16 protein-coding genes and 1 pseudogene are annotated in these 18,492 nt (G+C 49.7%); 6 read left to right on the top strand and 11 right to left on the bottom strand.

Annotated elements, in window-relative coordinates:
• Positions 1 to 341: 341 nt before the first annotated feature.
• The 4 genes and pseudogenes from AC4GL5_RS13965 to AC4GL5_RS13950 all read right to left on the bottom strand — a co-directional run bounded on the left by AC4GL5_RS13965 (position 342) and on the right by AC4GL5_RS13950 (position 2,811).
• Positions 342 to 1,130, bottom strand: a complete 789-nt coding sequence (locus tag AC4GL5_RS13965) for a sulfite exporter TauE/SafE family protein (RefSeq protein ID WP_490383403.1) — start codon at positions 1,128 to 1,130, stop codon at positions 342 to 344.
• Between the two features lie 35 nt (positions 1,131 to 1,165).
• Positions 1,166 to 1,555 carry a CZB domain-containing protein gene (locus AC4GL5_RS13960; RefSeq protein ID WP_490383405.1) on the bottom strand — a complete coding sequence of 130 codons (390 nt, stop codon included), beginning with the start codon at positions 1,553 to 1,555 and terminating at the stop codon, positions 1,166 to 1,168.
• 54 nt (positions 1,556 to 1,609) lie between these two features.
• Positions 1,610 to 2,023, bottom strand: a pseudogene (locus AC4GL5_RS13955) (methyl-accepting chemotaxis protein); the annotation flags it as partial.
• Positions 2,024 to 2,526: 503 nt separating this feature from the next.
• Positions 2,527 to 2,811, bottom strand: a complete 285-nt coding sequence (locus AC4GL5_RS13950; protein WP_490383402.1) for an antibiotic biosynthesis monooxygenase family protein — start codon at positions 2,809 to 2,811, stop codon at positions 2,527 to 2,529.
• Between the two features lie 67 nt (positions 2,812 to 2,878).
• Between AC4GL5_RS13950 and tusA the strand changes: the two genes are divergently transcribed.
• Positions 2,879 to 3,199 (top strand): sulfurtransferase TusA, encoded by a 321-nt coding sequence (gene tusA / locus AC4GL5_RS13945; RefSeq protein ID WP_490383404.1) that lies wholly within the window; start codon positions 2,879 to 2,881, stop codon positions 3,197 to 3,199.
• Between the two features lie 98 nt (positions 3,200 to 3,297).
• Here the strand turns inward: tusA and AC4GL5_RS13940 are convergent, their stop codons facing one another.
• The 3 genes from AC4GL5_RS13940 to AC4GL5_RS13930 all read right to left on the bottom strand — a co-directional run bounded on the left by AC4GL5_RS13940 (position 3,298) and on the right by AC4GL5_RS13930 (position 6,775).
• Positions 3,298 to 4,017 carry a hypothetical protein gene (locus tag AC4GL5_RS13940; RefSeq protein ID WP_490383401.1) on the bottom strand — a complete coding sequence of 240 codons (720 nt, stop codon included), beginning with the start codon at positions 4,015 to 4,017 and terminating at the stop codon, positions 3,298 to 3,300.
• A 172-nt stretch (positions 4,018 to 4,189) separates the two neighbouring features.
• On the bottom strand, positions 4,190 to 5,338 hold the full coding sequence (locus AC4GL5_RS13935) for a DUF3080 family protein (RefSeq protein ID WP_490383400.1): 1,149 nt from the start codon (positions 5,336 to 5,338) through the stop codon (positions 4,190 to 4,192).
• 54 nt (positions 5,339 to 5,392) lie between these two features.
• The gene (locus AC4GL5_RS13930) at positions 5,393 to 6,775 is read right to left on the bottom strand and encodes an MATE family efflux transporter (RefSeq protein WP_490383399.1); all 1,383 of its coding nucleotides are present in this window, start codon (positions 6,773 to 6,775) and stop codon (positions 5,393 to 5,395) included.
• Between the two features lie 333 nt (positions 6,776 to 7,108).
• Between AC4GL5_RS13930 and AC4GL5_RS13925 the strand changes: the two genes are divergently transcribed.
• From AC4GL5_RS13925 to AC4GL5_RS13915, 3 genes are all read left to right on the top strand, one after another.
• Entirely contained in the window at positions 7,109 to 7,654 is a 546-nt protein-coding gene (locus tag AC4GL5_RS13925; protein ID WP_490383398.1) for an elongation factor P hydroxylase, read from the top strand.
• 213 nt (positions 7,655 to 7,867) lie between these two features.
• Entirely contained in the window at positions 7,868 to 8,911 is a 1,044-nt protein-coding gene (locus tag AC4GL5_RS13920) for a Fe(3+) ABC transporter substrate-binding protein (RefSeq protein ID WP_490383397.1), read from the top strand.
• A 178-nt stretch (positions 8,912 to 9,089) separates the two neighbouring features.
• Positions 9,090 to 10,796 carry an ABC transporter permease gene (locus AC4GL5_RS13915; RefSeq protein ID WP_490383396.1) on the top strand — a complete coding sequence of 569 codons (1,707 nt, stop codon included), beginning with the start codon at positions 9,090 to 9,092 and terminating at the stop codon, positions 10,794 to 10,796.
• A gap of 103 nt (positions 10,797 to 10,899) precedes the next feature.
• Here AC4GL5_RS13915 and AC4GL5_RS13910 read toward each other — a convergent pair whose 3' ends face one another.
• Together AC4GL5_RS13910 and AC4GL5_RS13905 are read right to left on the bottom strand one after the other, a co-directional pair.
• Positions 10,900 to 11,391, bottom strand: coding sequence for a hypothetical protein (locus tag AC4GL5_RS13910; RefSeq protein WP_490383395.1), 492 nt, complete (start codon positions 11,389 to 11,391; stop codon positions 10,900 to 10,902).
• Positions 11,360 to 12,247: a TatD family hydrolase gene (locus AC4GL5_RS13905; RefSeq protein WP_490383394.1), complete on the bottom strand. Its 888-nt coding sequence runs from the start codon at positions 12,245 to 12,247 to the stop codon at positions 11,360 to 11,362. The genes AC4GL5_RS13910 and AC4GL5_RS13905 overlap by 32 nt, the downstream gene beginning before the upstream one ends.
• 115 nt (positions 12,248 to 12,362) lie before the next feature.
• On the opposite strand from AC4GL5_RS13905, the gene AC4GL5_RS13900 reads away from it, so the two are divergent.
• The gene (locus AC4GL5_RS13900; RefSeq protein ID WP_490383393.1) at positions 12,363 to 13,316 is read left to right on the top strand and encodes a chemotaxis protein CheV; all 954 of its coding nucleotides are present in this window, start codon (positions 12,363 to 12,365) and stop codon (positions 13,314 to 13,316) included.
• Between the two features lie 256 nt (positions 13,317 to 13,572).
• Here AC4GL5_RS13900 and AC4GL5_RS13895 read toward each other — a convergent pair whose 3' ends face one another.
• Together AC4GL5_RS13895 and AC4GL5_RS13890 are read right to left on the bottom strand one after the other, a co-directional pair.
• Positions 13,573 to 14,688: a polyamine ABC transporter substrate-binding protein gene (locus AC4GL5_RS13895; protein WP_490383392.1), complete on the bottom strand. Its 1,116-nt coding sequence runs from the start codon at positions 14,686 to 14,688 to the stop codon at positions 13,573 to 13,575.
• A gap of 276 nt (positions 14,689 to 14,964) precedes the next feature.
• Positions 14,965 to 16,311 (bottom strand): glutamine synthetase family protein, encoded by a 1,347-nt coding sequence (locus AC4GL5_RS13890; protein WP_490383391.1) that lies wholly within the window; start codon positions 16,309 to 16,311, stop codon positions 14,965 to 14,967.
• A gap of 628 nt (positions 16,312 to 16,939) precedes the next feature.
• On the opposite strand from AC4GL5_RS13890, the gene AC4GL5_RS13885 reads away from it, so the two are divergent.
• Positions 16,940 to 18,238, top strand: coding sequence for an NAD(P)/FAD-dependent oxidoreductase (locus tag AC4GL5_RS13885; protein WP_490383390.1), 1,299 nt, complete (start codon positions 16,940 to 16,942; stop codon positions 18,236 to 18,238).
• Positions 18,239 to 18,492: the final 254 nt, after the last annotated feature.

Genomic DNA, 18,492 nt, shown 5'->3' with positions numbered 1-18,492 from the left:
AAACTGCTCAGCGCCGATGGTAGTGTGGGGCCTCCCCATGTGAGAGTAGGACATCATCAAGCGTCTTATGCGAAAACCCCGCTTCGTACGAAGCGGGGTTTTTTTATGCCCGGAATGTGAAGTCTGTCAAAGCAATAAAATCCCTTGTTGTCAGCCGTAGTCTGATTGTATTCCATTCCCGCATTATGTGGGTGGGACTTAGTCAGTTCGGCAAATTGAGCTGGGAGTCATAGTGGGTGTGGCTGAGAAACTGATGGCAGTTTTCCAGGCAAATTTTCTGATCTTGAAGTGTAAATAGTCGCTCTTTTTCAAATATGGCACGTGTCGTGGGTGGGCCGATCTTAACTGGGTATAAGCCAATGTTGCCATGCTAAGCGTAGACTTATCATTATCACTAGCGCTACAAAGACACGCCTGACCCATAAGTTCCCCATGCGTATTGCTGAGTGAGAACCACACCAAGCGCCTAGCATCAGAGTAGAACCCATGGCGATACCGAGACCCCAAGCAACATGTCCAAGCCAGGCAAAGGTGATCAGAGACGTAAAGTTACTGATAAAGTTCATGGTACGGGCCAGGCCGAGCGTTTTGAGCATTTCCATACGATAAAAGTGTAATGCGCTGGCTGTCCAGAAGGCACCGGTGCCGGGGCCTGCGACGCCATCATAACCACCCAGAATAAAGCCATGGATACCCTGAAAAAGACCGCTTTTCTTTTCAGCATTTTCATCAGGTGCAGTGGGTCGGGAAAACAACGTGTAGATCGCTGTCGCAATGATGATCAGCGGCAGCGCTTTAGCGATAAAGTCTGCGTTGAGAATACTGGCGATAAAGGTGCCGGTTGTTGCACCGATCAGGGTGCCAAGGGCGGCAACTTTCCAGAGTGCCGGATCAAACAGGCCCTTACGGAAGAAGGTGATAGTGGCCGTTAACGAGCCAAAGCTTGAGGAGAGCTTATTGGTGCCGAGACTCAGATGTGGCGGAATACCGGCGGTCAGCAGTGCGGGAATGGTGATCAGACCACCACCACCTGCGATTGCATCAATAAAGCCAGCCAAAAAGGCCACCAGCATCAGAAACAGCAGGTGGCCAAGCGTTAGGTTTTCCGCTAGGGGGAGGATAATGTCCATAGAGTCCGAATCATTTGATTGCGGACCCAAAAGATTTACAGATGGCGCTGCTTGTCTTCGTCCGCAATGGCATTGAGAACATCCACCACCACTTCGCTTTGCTCTTCCATCGCCTTCAGATGAATAAGTGCAGTATGACAATCACCGGCCTGAGCTGCTGCAACAGCGGCCTGTCCTTCCCGGTGGACAGCTTCGTGGGGGGCTTCAAGATGGCTAAAGTTACGCAAGTTGGAAAAGCGCTCGCGGCCATCGCCCTGATAATACCATTTTCCTAAGCGGCACTGATGATGATCGGTAAAATCTTTTGCTGACTTTCGGTTCAGGCCGAGATATGCCTGATAAACTTCATTTTTATAGACAATATGATCAAGTTTAACGGTTTCAATAAACCCAAGTGTGGTCGAAGTGTCTATTGTTTTTTTCATACTGCGTGAGAGTTTTACAACGGAGTCGATTAAGGTTTCAGCCTCACCAACAGCCTGATTGATCTCACTGGATTCTTCATCCATCGCTTTGGCACTGGTGGCTGTCTTACGCGTTTGCTCTTCAATTACCGACACCAGATTGGTTATTTCAGAGGTAGCGTCACTGGCTCTTTGAGCCAAATTACGTACTTCATCCGCTACAACAGCGAACCCCCGGCCATGTTCACCGGCTCGGGCCGCTTCGATGGCGGCATTCAGTGCTAAGAGGTTTGTCTGTTCAGAGATGGTATGAATGATATTGACGAATTCAGATATACGGCCTGAAGCATCGTCAAGCACTGCAACTTCTTTATGTGTAGAGCTGGACTGGAGGCTGATCTCCTGAGCCTGCTTGTTTATCACAGATAGCAATGTCAGGCATCGATCAAAGAGTTCATTGGAATCTTTCAGGGATAAACTCTCTTCCATTAGCATTTCAGCGGAGTAGGCAACCTTTTCACGGACTTCGTTAAGGGAGCTGTGTCCGGATCCCCAGAGAGTATGAAATTGTTTATTAAGGGCCTGTTGCTCTGAGTTGTCTGATTGACTGTTTTGTTGCTGATTGAGTTGTTGGCTCAGGTTCTGGTTTTCTGCCATTAAGGATTGGTTTTCCTGTTCCAGTTGACGCAGACGTAGCTCTAGCTCAGTTATTTTTTGTTTGTTGCGGTTCCACATAGGGTGCTCCGGGCCACTATAGGGCCTTGATGTTCAAAAAGTTCTTCCGTGATTGTTGCAATGCTTTAAATAGCTAATATTAACTTAATAAAAAGTTAATAAAAGCTTTGTTTTTTATGGTGATTACCGCTCTGATCATTGGTCTCGGGTGTTCCCGGTCGGGGCGGAAATGGTTATCTATAAAGCATGGTTTAAGCACCACAGAAAACCTGTGATGCTTAAAAATTGGTGAGGAAGCAGGCAAGCAGGTTGGGAGGTTATAAATGTTCCAATACGGTGATGGTTTCCGGCTCTGCCAGCATGGCAGCAATATTACCGGATATCTTATTGCGTTCGGTTGATTGACTCCATTTGAGCCAGGCACTCTGATCTCGCCAGAGGGTAAAAATAAAGCGATGATTAGGGTGTTGCGCATCCTTTAAGGATTCTCCCGAGATAAAGCCCTCTGCGTGAAGGGCTTGCTGAAGAATACTACGGGAGAAGGTTTCATATTCAGGTTCCAGTCCAGGGATAATGATGCGTTCAATCATTACCTTAATCATGATGTGCTCCTTAAATTCTGTTTGATGATACGCCCCAACCTGATAAAGACCGGGTAATTTTTTGAAAGTGTTCAATTCTCTTTTCAGTCAGTTGAACCCTGTTGGTGCTCTGGTAAACTTCTCTGCCTTTATCTTTCAGGAAATGATCATGTCGGAACTGACCTATACCCACGAACTTGATACATCTGGCCTGATGTGCCCTGAACCCGTGATGATGTTACACGGTAAAGTTAAAGAGATGGGGGAAGGCGATGTGTTAAAAGTGATCGCTACTGATCCCTCAACCACCCGTGATATTCCAAAGTTTTGCCAGTTTCTTGGTTTTCCCTTGTTGGAACAGAAAGAAGAAGGCGATCTCTATTTCTACTATATCCAGAAATCGGCCTGATCGCGGCATCGATGGTGGTTCTCTATAAATCCCGATAGCCCGATAAAACGTCGCTTTCATCAGCTGCCTTCTATCGGGCCTATCGACAAACAACCCCTTCAGTTACCGGCGCTTAGTTGGCAACCCAACATCATTCGTTGCAGTGCTGCTAACGCTTCCGGCTCCTCTCTTTTAATCTGGTTAGCTACCTTGTACTGAAAATAGTAACTTTTACCTTCCAGTTCGCTAAAGGGGAACAGGCAAGGATCTCCCGGAAGAACCGGAGTATTAGTAATTTTATCTTCGTCGACCAGCATAGCTTCAACCCGTCCATCACTGAATAGAGCCCAGCTATAGATTTCAGAAAGCTGGTAAGCTGATTTTTCCGGCAAGAGTGTCAGTGCATGAGTGCCTATTGTATCCGGTAGTTCCTGCATAACGTAAACCTTTTCGGATGGCATAAATTCATACGCCTCTAAACTGGCTCTGAGTTCCTGTACTTTGTGCTCAGGTGGTTCACTAAAAACGATCTCTGAAATGGGGTCATAGTAGCCCTGCCACAACCCGCCCTTGGGGTCGTTAGCTTGCTCAGCAGAAATGACACTGGTTAACCAAGGCATAATGCCGACAACGTGTTCATTTTTTTGCATGCCCCAACCCAGAAGGGGGACTGCGAAAAGACTTCCCGGATCATGTGGGTGGGAATAAACCATGCAGAGATGATCAAGTTCAGGCACGATGCGAATAAGCTGCTGCCTACCGGTATCGCGTGCCGTCTTATTACTGAAGAGATTGATCACATTGTCACGGTTACTCTCTTGAGCAGCGTTGTAAGTCATGTTGCCTCCTTCTCCGCAGAGGGAGCTGGTGGACAGAAGCGGCAGCGTTGAATGACATCAGTCATTCAGAGCGACCCTTAGTTAAAAAAATAGTCCATAACTTATTGTTTGAGAAGTTGATTTTATATTCTTAGGCATGACGAATAAGGTTTAAGCCTCAGACCTTTGTGTTTTAGTCCCTTTGAGGAAAGAGACCGCATTGACGTAAAAGTCGGTTCCAGACTGCTGTGTGCCTTTGATTAGCGTGCTGAAATGAGCGCCATAGACCCTCAGGGTTCTGCATAGATAGCCAGCGATTCTGAAAATGCCGGAGAGAACTATCCGGGGCGGCTTTAAGTGCAGAATCAAAAATCTGATTCAGTGGAGGGAGCAGCTGATTAGCCATCCTTCCATGATGAGCAATAAGGGGCTGTATTCCCTGCAGATAGTATTTCTGCAAAACGTTGTAGAGATTTTTCGAGCGTTGCGTGCTGCCACCGTTCAGGCACAGAGGGCGTTGTTTCAGTTTATTTTCCAGCAACTGTGAAACCTGATTGAGAGAATGAGACGTGATCTGCAGTGACTTCAGCAGACTATGGGTAATAGGTTGGCTATTAATGATCTGCAGCTGGTGTTCTAGTCCTGCGACATTAACAGCGCCCGGTGATGAAAAGCCTGCGGAATCTATAGGTTGTTCTGATGATTCAGCAAGTCTTGCCAGTTCTCTGAGGGCGGTTGCGACACGCTGGTAATCGGGTCGTGCATTCGGCAGGAAGGCTTTTTGAGACTGGCTGAACTGACTTTCAAACTCTTTACCGGCAAAGAAAAGCTGATGGGTTACCAGGGGACGAATCTCTTTCTTGTGCTGGTAAGCATCTTCAAGTCGTCTGACAAAATCACTATCTTCTGCGAGCCATTTTTCACGCTTCCTGTAGCAGGGTACAAGTTTTTGCCAGAAGTGGTTTTCGTAGATAAAACGTTGAGAGGGGCGCATAACCTTACCAAGGTTGCTATTACGCTGGTTGATGAGAGACATCAGGCCGCAGCGTTGAAAATCCCAGACTTCAACAAGCCCTTGTTCAAAATCCGGAATATCCAGTAATCGGTCTCTTCGACTGGGATATATGATCGCCGGAAGGGGAGCAGCATCTGTGGGAGAACGATCAAGAAGGTTTGCCACCCGGTCAAGATAGTCCTGGTAGCGATTACCCAGGGTATCCTCATTTGAACAGCTGCTGAGTAATGCAGCGAGCAATAGGATGAACAGAAAAGAGAGTCCCCTTCTGTAAGGTAGTTGCAATAACCGACGGAGGCGATAGTTTGACAATCGTTGAGTGTTCACGCTTTGCCTCCGCTTACCCTGTGCTGATTTGACTTATCCTTTCTTTCGAATTGCTTATACGGTAACGGCACGTTTCCGGTTTGTCGCAGCAAAACGCCAGCCAAGAAGAACCGCTGCCATACTCAGTCCTGCAATCAATCCGTACCAGAAACCTGCGACACCCATTGCGGGAACGATCAGATCCGTCAATGACAGGACATAGCCTAATCCCATTCCCACAACCCAGTAGGAGAACAGGGTGATTGGCATAATAATCTGAGTATCTTTGTAACCCCTTAAAGCCCCGCTTAGCGCAACTTGCAGTGCATCCGAAATCTGGAAGATTGCAGCCAGATGCAGCAGGGTAATGGCCAGAGTAATGACCTCAGCTTGTTCCGTGTAGAGCGTAGCGATCCTGCCCGGCAGAAAATACATGATACCTGCCGTGAAAAAACAGGCGAAAACTGTGCAGCCGGTTCCTATTATGCTGATGCGTTTCCCATAGCTGTATCCCTCGGCACCAATACCGTGACCAACCCGAACGGTGAGAGCCATGGCGAGGCTCAAAGGTACCATGAAAGTTACCGATGTAACGTTAAGGGCGATCTGATGAGCGGCAACCTGAGTCGCTCCCAGTCGGGCGATAAAGAGAGCGATGGTGGTAAAAAGGCCGACTTCGAAGAAGATCGCAACACCAATAGGGATACCCACCCCAGACATCTCCTTAATATCTGACCAGCGCGGTAGTGCTGGAAAGTCCAGTAAGCGCGTTGTGTTATAACGATGGTTAAGGCGGATGTAGAGCCAGAGAAGAATGACACCTGACCACATGGCAATAGCCGTTGCAAGTCCACACCCCATGACCCCTAAAGCAGGAATCGGCCCGATACCGTAGATGAGTGTCCAGTTTGCTACCAGGTTGATGTGCAGCATTCCAACACTGATGATAAGTACCGGGCGGGTAAAGCCAAGTCCTTCGGTATAACTGCGCATGGTCTGATAGAAGCCCAATGCCGGGAAACCTATCATGATTCCCAGCAAGTAGTCGCTTACCAGGGGGACAAGATGGTCCGGTACGGCCATAAGCCTCAGAATATCAGCGTGGAACAGCATCACCCCGATACTCAACAGGCTGATCAGTAAGCCCAGCCAGAAACCCTGAAAGGCAAAAGGGCCGATCTTATCCGGCGTGTCAGCGCCTAACCATTGTGCAATAAAGGGTGTCAGGCCCAGCAGAACACCGCTCAGAAAGAGAAAAAGAGGCATCCAGATACTGGTGCCCAAAGCCACTGCCGCCAGATGGTCAGCACCCAGTCGCCCCACCATAAGGGTATCAATCACACCCATACCGGACTGAGCCAGCTGGGCCCCCATAATCGGCAACGCGATCGCCAGCAGATACTTTATCTCTGTAAAGAGGGGGGGAATAACAAAAGTCTTTTTGGTTGAGGTCTGCATGTTGGCTCTGAAGATCCTTGGCGGTTGATGGACTGCCGGATGAAAAGAAGATAGAAAAAAGCGTTTATGGATTAAATGGCTGGAGTGGAAACACCCAGGCGGAGGATTTTACTCCCTGAGGTTGCCTTTGTCTTGGCTTACCCCGCGTTGATCAATTTTTGTTATCGGTCAAAAAATCGCCAGTCTTTTTCCTGCAACGAAGTCGAGGGCGTATAATGTCGCGTTTTTCCTTTTACGGCTGTTTGTTCTGTCATGGCTGATCTGCTACTGCAGATGCTTGGTGGCCTGTCGTGAAAGGTATCTGTACAGAATGTCGTCATCAATGAGGTTTATGTGAGCGAGCAACATCGTTGTGAAGATCTGATTCATATCTTTAATCAGCTTTTTCAGGAGTCGGAACAAACCCGTCTGGTAAAAGGTGATGATGAGCCTATCTATCTGCCGGCCTCTATGACGGGCAACGATCATCAGGTGATCTTTGCCCATGGTTTTTACGCCAGTGCCATGCATGAGATTGCGCACTGGTGCGTTGCCGGCAAAGAACGTCGTCTGCTGGAGGACTACGGCTACTGGTATGAACCGGATGGCCGTACCGAAGAGCAGCAGCGGCTGTTTGAAAAGGTCGAGATCGTGCCTCAGGCGATGGAAAAATGTTTCTGTCTGGCGGCGGGATTTCGTTTTCGGGTCAGTGTCGATAATCTCAATGGCTCGCCGGGAGATACCCGCAGCTTTGAAGAAAATGTCGACAGACAAGCCGAAACGTATCTGACAGAAGGTCTGCCTGCGCGGGCGCAACGCTTCTTTGATGCTTTGGCTCGCTTTTATGGTACCGGCGTCAGAACGGGCGCTTCACCTGAGCCAGCACTGGCAACGGCCTGATGAGCTGTTAATGGCGTCATGCTGATTCTTCGTTACCTCTTGTCGAATTTGGGCCAGTAGAGTCTTGATTCTAAAAGACTTTGATGGACTTCAATAAATGAAAACGATTTGCAATAAGTATTGCATTGGGTGCTTTTATTGGGTTAAATATAAATTATTCTCATTTGTAGGGCTGATTAAATCAGTAAAACATTTCCGTCAGGAGACACGTTAATGGCTCAAAAAGGTTTCACTCAAAAAGCATTTAAACACGCTGTAGCCGCTCTGGTTCTGGCGGCAGGTTCTGCTGCTGCTTTTACTGCCCAGGCAGCGGACGAGATCAATATCTATTCTGATCGTCAGGCCTTCCTTATGAAGCCGATTCTGGATGCTTTTACTGAAGAGACTGGGATTAAAGTTAACGTTGTATTTGCTAAAAAGGGCCTGATACAGCGTCTGAAAAGTGAAGGTGCAAACAGTCCGGCTGACTTGCTGTTAACCTCTAACGTCAGCAATCTGACCCGAGCGGTTGACGCGGGTGTGACTCAGAAAGTTGATGATGCCGTTATCAACAAAAACGTACCAGCTAAATACCGTGACGCTGATGGCCAGTGGTTTGGCCTGACGACCCGCGCCCGTGTGGTGTACGCCTCTAAGGATCGCGTTAAGCCGGGCGAAATCCAATCATATGAAGATCTGGCTGATCCAAAATTTGCCGGACGCATCTGCACCCGTAAGGGTGACCATACGTATAACATCGCTCTGATCGCATCTATGATTGCCCATCATGGCGAAGCAGAAGCTAAGCAATGGTTGGAAGGCGTTAAAGCAAACCTGGCCCGTAAGCCTCAGGGTAATGACCGTGCCCAGGTTAAAGCCGTTAAAGAAGGCGTTTGTGATATTGCCGTAGGTAACAGCTACTACTACGGCAAAATGTTGACTAATGATGAGCAGAAAGCATGGGCTGAGTCCGTCAACATCGTTTATCCGAATCAGGATGGACGTGGTACACACGTTAACATCAGTGGTATGACCCTGACCAAGAGCGCCCCAAATCGTGATGCCGCTCTGAAACTGATGCGTTTTCTGACCGAAGATGAAGCACAGAAAATTTACGCTGAGCAAAACTTTGAATATCCGGTCAAGCCAGGTGTTTCGGCCAGTAAACTGGTTGATCACTGGGGGGACTTCAAAGCAGATGATCTGCCGTTGTCTGATGTCGACAAATTCCGCAAGCGTGCCGCTATGATGGTGAACGAAGTGGGCTACAACAATTGATCAGCCGTTGCTGATATCAGTACCAACTTGGGCGGTGGTGTATGACTGACCATTACCGCCCAAGTTGCTATAACAGACCGGGGTAAGGTGCTGTTATAATTAGAAATTCCGGGGCAGCCATGGCTGCCCTTTTGTGCGTTCAGAAAAACGCTTTTTATGTTTCTGACAGGTAGGTGCGATGGTTTCGCAAGCAGAGGAAAGGTCGACAATATCCGGGCTATGGGGTCTGACATCATTGTTCAAAACCCGCACGGGCAATGGCTACTGGCAATTTTCTGTCTGGTTGATTGCGGCGATTGTGCTGCTGCCTGTACTGGCGGTCCTTTGGCTGGCGTTTTTTCCTGAAGAGAATATCTGGCCGCATCTGCTGTCGACGGTTTTACCCGACTACGTGATCACAACCCTAGGTCTGATGGTGGGGGTTGGTGTACTGGCTGCATGGTTGGGAGTATCCACCGCCTGGGTGACCACCATGTATGAGTTTCCCGGTCGGCGTATCTTTGAATGGGCACTGCTGCTGCCATTTGCGGTGCCTGCCTATGTGATCGCCTATGTCTATACCGATATGCTGGAGTACTCTGGCTGGCTTCAGGCGGGGCTTCGTGAGCTGTTTGGCTGGCAAACGGCCCGGGATTATTGGTTTCCTGAGATTCGAAGTCTTGGTGGTGCTGTGGTGATGTTGGCACTGGTTCTTTACCCCTATGTCTTTATGATGGTGCGGGCCACCTTTATTGAACAATCGGCCTCACTGCGGGATGCGGCCCGTACGTTGGGTTGTAATCGACGCCAGGTTTTCTGGCGGGTCTCTCTGCCAACGGCGCGACCGGCACTGGCTGTAGGTTTAGCGCTGGTCCTGATGGAGGCCCTGAATGATTTTGGTACGGTCGATTACTTTGCGGTACGCACACTGACCGCCGGTATCTACGATGTCTGGATGAATATGGGAAATATTGGCGGTGCAGCGCAGATAGCCAGTGTGATGATGATCTTTATTCTGGTGTTGATCGGCCTGGAGCGCTATTCCCGTCGCCGTCAGAAGCAGTTCTCCCGTGGTGATCGTTTTAAATCCTTCCAACGCACTAAGCTGACCGGTCGTAAAGCCTTTGCCAGTTGGCTGATCTGTGTTGTGCCGCTGGCCTTTGGTTTTGTGGTGCCCGTGCTGTCCCTTGCCCGCCATGCGGTGGTTTACTTTGAGGTTTCCTGGACGCCTGACTTTTTCCAGATGAGTTGGAATAGTTTTATGCTGTCGGCTATTGCTGCTATCGGTACTATTTTTCTTGGACTAATTCTGGCTTATGGTAAGCGCCTTGTTAAAGCGCCTAGCGTACAGAAAGCCGTTCGGCTATCCGGCCTGGGTTATGCGATGCCCGGTGCGGTTCTGGCGGTGGGGGTCATTATTCCGCTGGCGGCTTTTGATAATGCCGTTGATCGTCTGTTTGAGAGTTGGTTTGGTATTTCAACCGGTTTGCTGCTGAGTGGCACTGTGTTTGCGGTAATCTTTGCTTATATTGTTCGTTTTCTGGCGGTGTCCGCCGGTAGCATCGAATCCAGTCTGGATAAGGTGACGCCAAGCATGGATATGGCGGCGCGTTCTTTGGGCTACAACACGCTGCAAATTCTCTGGAAAGTACACGTGCCTATGATTAAGCCCGGTGTACTGACGGCGGCTCTGGTGGTGTTTGTGGACTGCATGAAGGAGCTACCGGCAACACTGGTTCTGCGTCCCTTTAACTTCGATACTCTGGCGACCCATGTCTATCAGTTCGCCTCCGATGAGCTGCTGGAAGAGTCTGCGCTGTCGGCTTTGGTGATCGTGCTGGTGGGTATTATTCCTGTGATTTTGCTGAGCCGTTCCATTATCGCATCCCGTAATGAGAAGCCCTGATCGGGTTATCTGAATCGCCATCCCCTGAATACAAAAAGCCGGAGCAGAGACTCCGGCTTTTTACTGTGTGCGATCTTTCTGATTGGATAAGCTCTCAGGGAGCTTACGCGTCACCTTCTGTCAGTGTCTGATGGACAAACAGCATGGACAGCACATTAGCTTCCGACTGATAAGGATCCATGCCGCGCTCGGCCATCCACTCATTGCGCAGATCCTGCCAGTGTTCATAACCGACATCATACAGGCTGGCGGCGGGTTCAAAGGCAAACTGCGTATTCATGCCGTAGCTGTCCAGCATCATGTCCAGCCAGTGCTCATCTTCACCGGCACCATCGACATAAACCACATCGGTATCGATGTCGCCCTGAATCTCCCGAATCACTTCCAGTGCGCTGACACCATGCAGCATCAGGTCATCAATATCGATACCGGCATCATCAAACTGGTGGCTCTGACTATCAAGCCAGTCGTCCTCCGGCGTGATCAGGGTGCTTTTTACCTGGCCGTCCGGTGTTGACCAGCAAACAGCGATTGGAAAACCATCTTCATCGGGGCTTGAGCATTCAAAGTCGATAAAAATCGGAAACTGGGTCATTTTCTACCTCGTTGGCCGGACCGAAACTTTCGGGTAAACGGAAAAAACGTCGCGCATTGTCACTGGTTTTATGGGCAAGATCCAGCTCGGAAAGGCCGGTATGCTGACTCATCTCTTTCAGAACCCAGGGCAGGTAGGCGGGACGGTTCGTCCGGTCTTTCGGCTTCTTGTCCATATTGCGTGGCAGCAGGTAAGGGGCGTCGGTCTCGATCATCAGGCGGTCAGCCGGAATATTATGAACCAGTGCCTGTAACCCGGTGCCCCGTCGCTCGTCGCATACCCAGCCGGTAATGCCGATATAAAGATCCAGATCGAGATAGCCGAACAGGGCTTTCTGGCTGCCGGTAAAGCAGTGAATAACGCCATCAGTGATATTGTCCCGGTAACTCTTCAGAATCTGATGCTGGCGCTCAAAGGCATCCCGTTCATGCATAAAGAGAGGCTTCTGATGTTCGATGGCCAGCTCCAGCTGGGCTTCAAAGGCGAGTTCCTGCTCCTGCGGCGTCGAGAAATTACGATTGAAATCCAGTCCGGTTTCCCCGGCGGCAACGCAATAGGGGCTTTGCATCAGATCTTTCAGATAGCCCGCCGTTTTGTTATCAAACTCAGAGGCATCATGGGGATGGATCCCAGCGGTAAAGCGCAGCTGATCGGGAAACTGCTCGCAAAGCTTCAGCGCGGCTTCGGAGGAGGATAAAGAGGTACCGGTCACAATCTGAATTGCTACATTGGCTTCAAGAGATTGTTCTATAATTTCTTCGTGTCGGCCGTGAAAACGGTCATTGGTCAGGTTGACCCCGATGTCGATCAGAGGTGAAGGGGCCTTAAGCAGTGGATTTTGTTTACGATCACTCATTTGTTTCCTGAATCCTGATAGAAATAAGGTTCGAATTTAACTACTATTGACTTTCGAAAGGAAGAAATCCGGCAATGATCGCCTTTAATCTCAGACCACAACATTGGAGTAGCCCATGGCAGGGGTATTAGCTAGCGTAGATTCCCGTACACAGTTGGTCGGTGAAAACCGATTAGAGCTGTTGATGTTCCGTTTGCTCACGGGGCAGTTGTTTGCCATTAACGTGTTCAAAATTCAGGAAGTGATGCGTTTACCTGCGCTGTCCAATCTGCCTCATCATCATCCTTATGTGGTTGGTGTTACTCACCTGCGTGGCCAGACGGTGACAGTGATCAATCTTAGTCAGGCGATCGGTATGCCTGCGCTGCAACCGACAGAAGAAAGCAGTTTGATTGTGACCGAGTATAACAACTCCATTCAGGCTTTTCTGGTCGGTGGCGTAGACCGCATCATCAACATGAATTGGGATGAGATTATGCCACCGCCGCGTACAACCGGTCGCTCTCACTACCTGACTGCCATCACTCGCGTTGATGAGAAGATTGTTGAGATTATTGATGTTGAGAAAGTTCTTGCCGAGATTTCTCCTTATCTGATCAGTGTTGACACTGAGAACCTGGATGATCAGATCCGTCAGGCTGCCAGCAAAATGGAAGTGTTGATGGTTGATGACTCATCCACTGCCCGTGCCCAGGTTAAAGAGACGTTGAGTCATTTGGGGATTACCATTCACGAAGCCCGTGATGGTCGTGAAGGGCTTGATAAGCTTCGTGCCATGGCCGATGCCGGTGATGATGTTCCCAGTAAACTGCTGATGCTGATTACCGATGCAGAGATGCCGGAGATGGATGGTTATCGTCTGACCCGGGAAATTCGTGAGGACCCGCGTCTTAAAGGTCTTTTTATCACTTTACACACCTCGCTGAGCGGTAGCTTCAATAAAGCGATGGTGCAGAAGGTGGGTTGCGATGACTTCCTGTCCAAGTTCCAGCCGAAGCAACTCTTTGATTTGGTTGTGCGCCGTATCTGCGAAGTAGAAGGGTTGGAAGTGCCTGCTGAACCTGAATAGATTCGCGGAAAAGATGTTCAGCACTTTTACTTGTTTTTGAGCCTCTTGGAGGCTCTCTTTTTTTCTGGCAGGAATACAAAAAACGCTCGGGATTTGCTTTCGTCAAGCAAAACTTCGTTTTTATCTTTTATCTTTTATCTTTTATCGGAGGGGAACCAAGCATGTTTTGGTCAGCGCTCATATCTATTGGCAAGGAACAGAGAACCCCCTTTTACTCTCATCAGTAAAAGGGGGTGTTTTATTTAAGCTCGTGTGATTAGCGGCCGGTTTTGATATCGGTCCACAGACGGTTGCGCACTTTCAGTACCGACATAGACGGTTTGTCAGTCATATACAGTTTGGCTTTGGTTTCATCATCCGGATAGATGGCTGCATCGCCTACAATCTCAGGATCAACCAACGCTGTTGCGTCTTTGTTGGGGTTTGCGTACCAAACGTAGTCCGTGATCTCGGCGATGATCTCAGGACGCAGCAGGAAGTTGATGAACTTGTGCGCGTTCTCAGCGTTAGGGGAATCAGCCGGAATCAGCAGCATATCGAACCAGATCTCGGTACCTTCTTTCGGGATGGTGTACAGCACTTCTACACCGTTACCGGCTTCTTCTGCACGGGCTGCTGCCTGGAAGACATCACCGGAATAACCCACCGCCACACAGCTGTCGCCGTTAGCCAGATCGTTTACGTACTGAGACGAGGTGAACTGTTTCACGTATGGACGAACGGAAGTCAGCAGTTTTGCGGCTGGTGCGGTCATTTTGTAGTCGCTGCGCTTGCTGCTGGTTGGGTTTTTACCCAGATAGTTCAGGGCAAAAGGGATCATTTCGTCGGCAGAATCCAGGAAGGTGACACCACAGTCCTGTAGTTTCTTGATGTTTTCCGGTTTGAAGACCAGATCCCAGCTGTTGACCGGTGCATCTTCACCCAGCGCTTTCTTAACCATTTCCGGGTTGTAACCGATCCCTGTGGTGCCCCACAGATAAGGTATGCCGTACTGGTTGTTCGGGTCTTTTTTGCTCAGGGTCTTCATCAGAGATGGATCAAGGTGCTTCAGATTAGGCAGCTCATCTTTGTTGAGCTTCATAAAGATGCCGGCCTTGATCTGCAGTTCCATGAAGTGAGAGCTCGGAACCACCAGATCGTAACCTGAGTTACCGGCCAGAAGTTTGGCTTCCAGAATTTCGTTGCTGTCGTAAACGTCGTAGTTCACCTTGATGCCGGTTTCTTTTTCAAACTTGGCGATGGTGTCTTCGGCGATATAGTCCGACCAGTTATAGAAATTCAGCACTTCTTCTGCCTGTGCCGTCGCAGCGGTAAAGGCCAGAGTCAGGGCTGAGAGGGTCAGCTTGAGACGGGGCATTATCGTTTTTTTCATCAGCTTTCCTTTCCTGTTTTTTCTGTCATTTTTAGCGTTAGGGCGCTTTGCTGGAGCTGAATTTTACTTATTCAGAAACAAAGGCTTAGGTCGCATTTTCCCCTAAAGGAACGGTATCGGGATAAAGCCCGCCACAAGGGGATTTTTTCAGTTTTAAAAGACTCTGAAAAGGCTTTAATCCCTTAATCTTTTGTTTTTATTGATCTGGTGCTTGATAACCGTTAACTAATGTCTGAAGCCCGATGGTGATCAGGCTTCAGATGGGAGGTTTTGGGTTTAAACCGTCAGTAGCAGGTACTCACGTTCCCAGGAGCTGATCACCTTGTTAAAGGTTTCAAACTCAGCGCGTTTTACACCGATAAAGGCATCGACAAACTGGAAGCCGAAAATTTCCCGCAGTTCGGGGCAATTTTCCAGCAGGCGCAGTCCCTCTTCCAGAGTCCGGGCGACTTCGACCTGATCTCCCTCTTCGGCAGCGGCATCAGTGGTCGGCTTGGTCGGTTGCAGCTTCTGCTTCATACCCAGATAACCACAGGCAAGGCTTGCAGCGATGGCCAGATAGGGGTTGCAGTCGGCACCGGGGAAGCGGTTCTCAATCCGGGTTGCTGCCGGTGGCGCTTCCGGTGCGCGCAGACCTGTGGTGCGGTTGTCGATACCCCATTTCGTGTTTACCGGGGCAGACATGTCCGGTGTGAAGCGTCGATAGGAGTTCACATTTGGTGCGAAAAAGCTGATCGCATTTGGCGTGTATTTCTGCAGGCCGCCCAGGTAGTGGTAGAAGGTCTGGCTGAACTTCTCACCATCTTTACCGGCAAAGATGTTTTCACCGGTTTTAATGTCGATCAGGCTCTGGTGAATGTGCATAGAGCTGCCGGGTTCTTCTTCCATCGGTTTCGCCATAAAGGTGGCATAGGCCCCATGCTTCATGGCCGCTTCACGCAGAGTACGTTTAAAGACAAAAACCTGATCGGCCAGCTTGAGCGGGTCGCCATGGAGGAAGTTAATCTCCATCTGAGCGGCACCGGTTTCGTGGATCAGGGTGTCAACATCCAGCCCCTGAGCCTCGCAGTAGTCGTAAAGAGTATCAATCAGGGGGTCAAACTCGTTCACCGCGTCAATGCTGTAGGACTGCCGGGCCGTTTCACGGCGACCGGAGCGGCCAATGGCAGGCTTAAGATGGTAATCGGGATCGATATTTTTCTGTACCAGATAAAACTCAACCTCCGGCGCAATAACCGGCTTGAGTCCCTCTTTTTCAAACAGAGCCAATACTTTTCGCAGAATCGAGCGGCTGGAAAGCGGGTGCAGCTCACCATCAAAGGTGTAGCAGTCGTTGATCACTTGCGCTGTTGGCTCATTGGCCCAGGGCACGACACGCAACGTATCCGGGTCCGGTTTGAGCAGCATATCTTTGTCGGCTGCATCGACAATATCAAAGTGGTTTGCAGCCCAGTCACCGGTAACGGTCTGCACCAGCAGGGTCTCCGGGATGCGCCCTCCGTTTTCATCGAGGAATTTCTGGGGCGGGTAAAACTTACCCCGGGCATTACCGGTCATGTCCGGTAGGGTGGATTCAACTTCTGAGATTGCGTTCTCTTTGAGAAACCTGGCTACGGCTTCCATAACTCACCTTCACATTTTTTTAGGTAGCAGATTGCTGATTAACAGCTTGGTCTGTTATAGCCAAGCTGTGGAGTGCTGTCTGCAGCTTTTATTAGTCGCTTGTGATTCTTATTGTGCCTCTCCGTCGGTGCTTTTGAGCACCGGCAGATCAGAAACAGAAGGTTTTATCGGTTTGGTGCTGGCGTCTTAATAATTGAGGCGCCAGTCATCAGGTGTTGTGTGGCCTGTTTGGTTGTTGACTAACCGATACCGATAAACCGAATTATGTTTCGGTTTAAAGGCTAGGTGAAATAAAAATCTAAAGCAACAGAAAGTTTTCCATAAAATAAAAAATAATCTGTTCTAATCTCTGTGAACCCCTATAAACCGTGCTTGTTTCGATAAATTATTAGAAGTATTATTCGGTTTGTTGTGGGGTTTGTTACCCCTGTCGGACTTTTTTGGACTGAACTGTTTTAGCGCGTAATAAGTTTACAGTCGGTTTTTCTGCACACTTATGGAGCAGACTGGAATAAACATAAGGGTGCTTACCGCGAAGAAATAAACGTTACCGCGAAGAAATAAACGCGGGGGAAACAAGCTATCGCTTCAGCCTAAAGCCACAGGGGCTGTATTTGGAGATTTCAATATGACACAGGGTTACACACCCTCTTATTACGCTGACAGCGCGAACCCCAAGCCGGATTATCCAGCCCTTGAGGGCGAGGTGCAGACTGATATCTGTATCGTGGGGGCCGGTTTTACTGGTCTGTCGGCTGCACTACATCTTGCGGAGCAGGGTTATCAGGTTGCTGTGCTGGAAGCGGAGCGTATCGGCTGGGGTGCGTCCGGACGTAACGGTGGCCAGGTTTGTCAGGGCCATAATATGGGCCATGAGGATCTGGAGAAGAAGGTCGGCAAAGCCGGTGCGGATATGCTCTGGCAGATGTCACTGGAATCGGTGGATCTGGTAAAAGATCTGGTGGCCAAACATGAGATCGACTGCGACCTGAAGCAGGGCGTGCTCCATGTTGCCGCCAAGCCTTCCCATAACGCCCATATCAAAGAGACGGTTGAGTACAAAAATAAGGTACTGAACTACGATGCCCTCAAGTATGTGGAGCCGGAAGAGGTTTCCAATATGTTGGGCTGTAAGCGCTTCGGTGCCGGTGAATACTGGACGGAAGGCGCGCACCTGCATCCTCTTAATTACGCACTGGGCCTTGCCGCTGCAGCAGAAAAAGCCGGTGTTCAGTTCTTTGAGAACAGTCGTGTCAGCCATTATGAACGTCGTCAGACACCCGCCGGTAAAGGCGTCGAGGTGTTTGGTGAGCGGGGCTCGGTAAAAGCTAAATATGTGCTGCTGGCCTGTAACGGTTATCTGGGCAAGCTGGAGCCGCGCATCGCGGGCAAGATTATGCCCATCAATAACTTTATTCTGGCGACCGAGCCGTTGGATGAAGCCACCTGCCGTCGCATCAACCGTGACGATGTTGCCGTGGCGGACTCCCGCTTTGTGATCAACTACTTCAAGCTGTCCGGTGATAACCGTCTGCTGTGGGGTGGCGGTGAAAATTACTCGTCAAAATTCCCGAAAGATATCGGCAGTTTTGTCCGCCCTTATATGCTGGAGTATTACCCGGAGCTGAAGGATGTGAAGATCGATTACGGTTGGGGCGGCACGCTGGCGATCACCCTGAACCGTATGCCGCACTTTGAGCGTATCGATGAGGTGATCTACGTGGCACAGGGCTATTCCGGTCATGGTGTGGCGCTGGCCACTCTGGGCGGCAAGCTTATGGCCGAGGCGATCAGTGGCAGTGCCGAGCGTTTTGATCTTTTCTCGAAAGTACCAACACCGACCTTCCCCGGCGGCACCCTGCTGCGCTGGCCGGGACTGGTCGCCGGTATGCTGTTTTATTCCCTGCGGGATCGCCTGGGGCGCTAAGGCCGAAGCCGGTTAAAAACAAACCGGCACAACCCAATGAATTTAACGACACGCAACGAGGGGATCAGGCAAACAGAACCACTTTGAACGATTTAAAACAGAGCTAAGCCTTGGGTTGAACAGCAAAGAGATGCTAGGCAAACCGGGGCGCATCCGTATAATGCGCCCTGATCAGAATTGACGTTTCCCCGGTGACCCATCACCGCAGAAACCCATAGCTTAAGCTAACGCACAGGCAGAACAGGTGAACTTAT

The organism is Oceanospirillum sp. (assembly GCF_982874595.1).
This window is presented reverse-complemented; position numbering and strand designations above follow the sequence as displayed.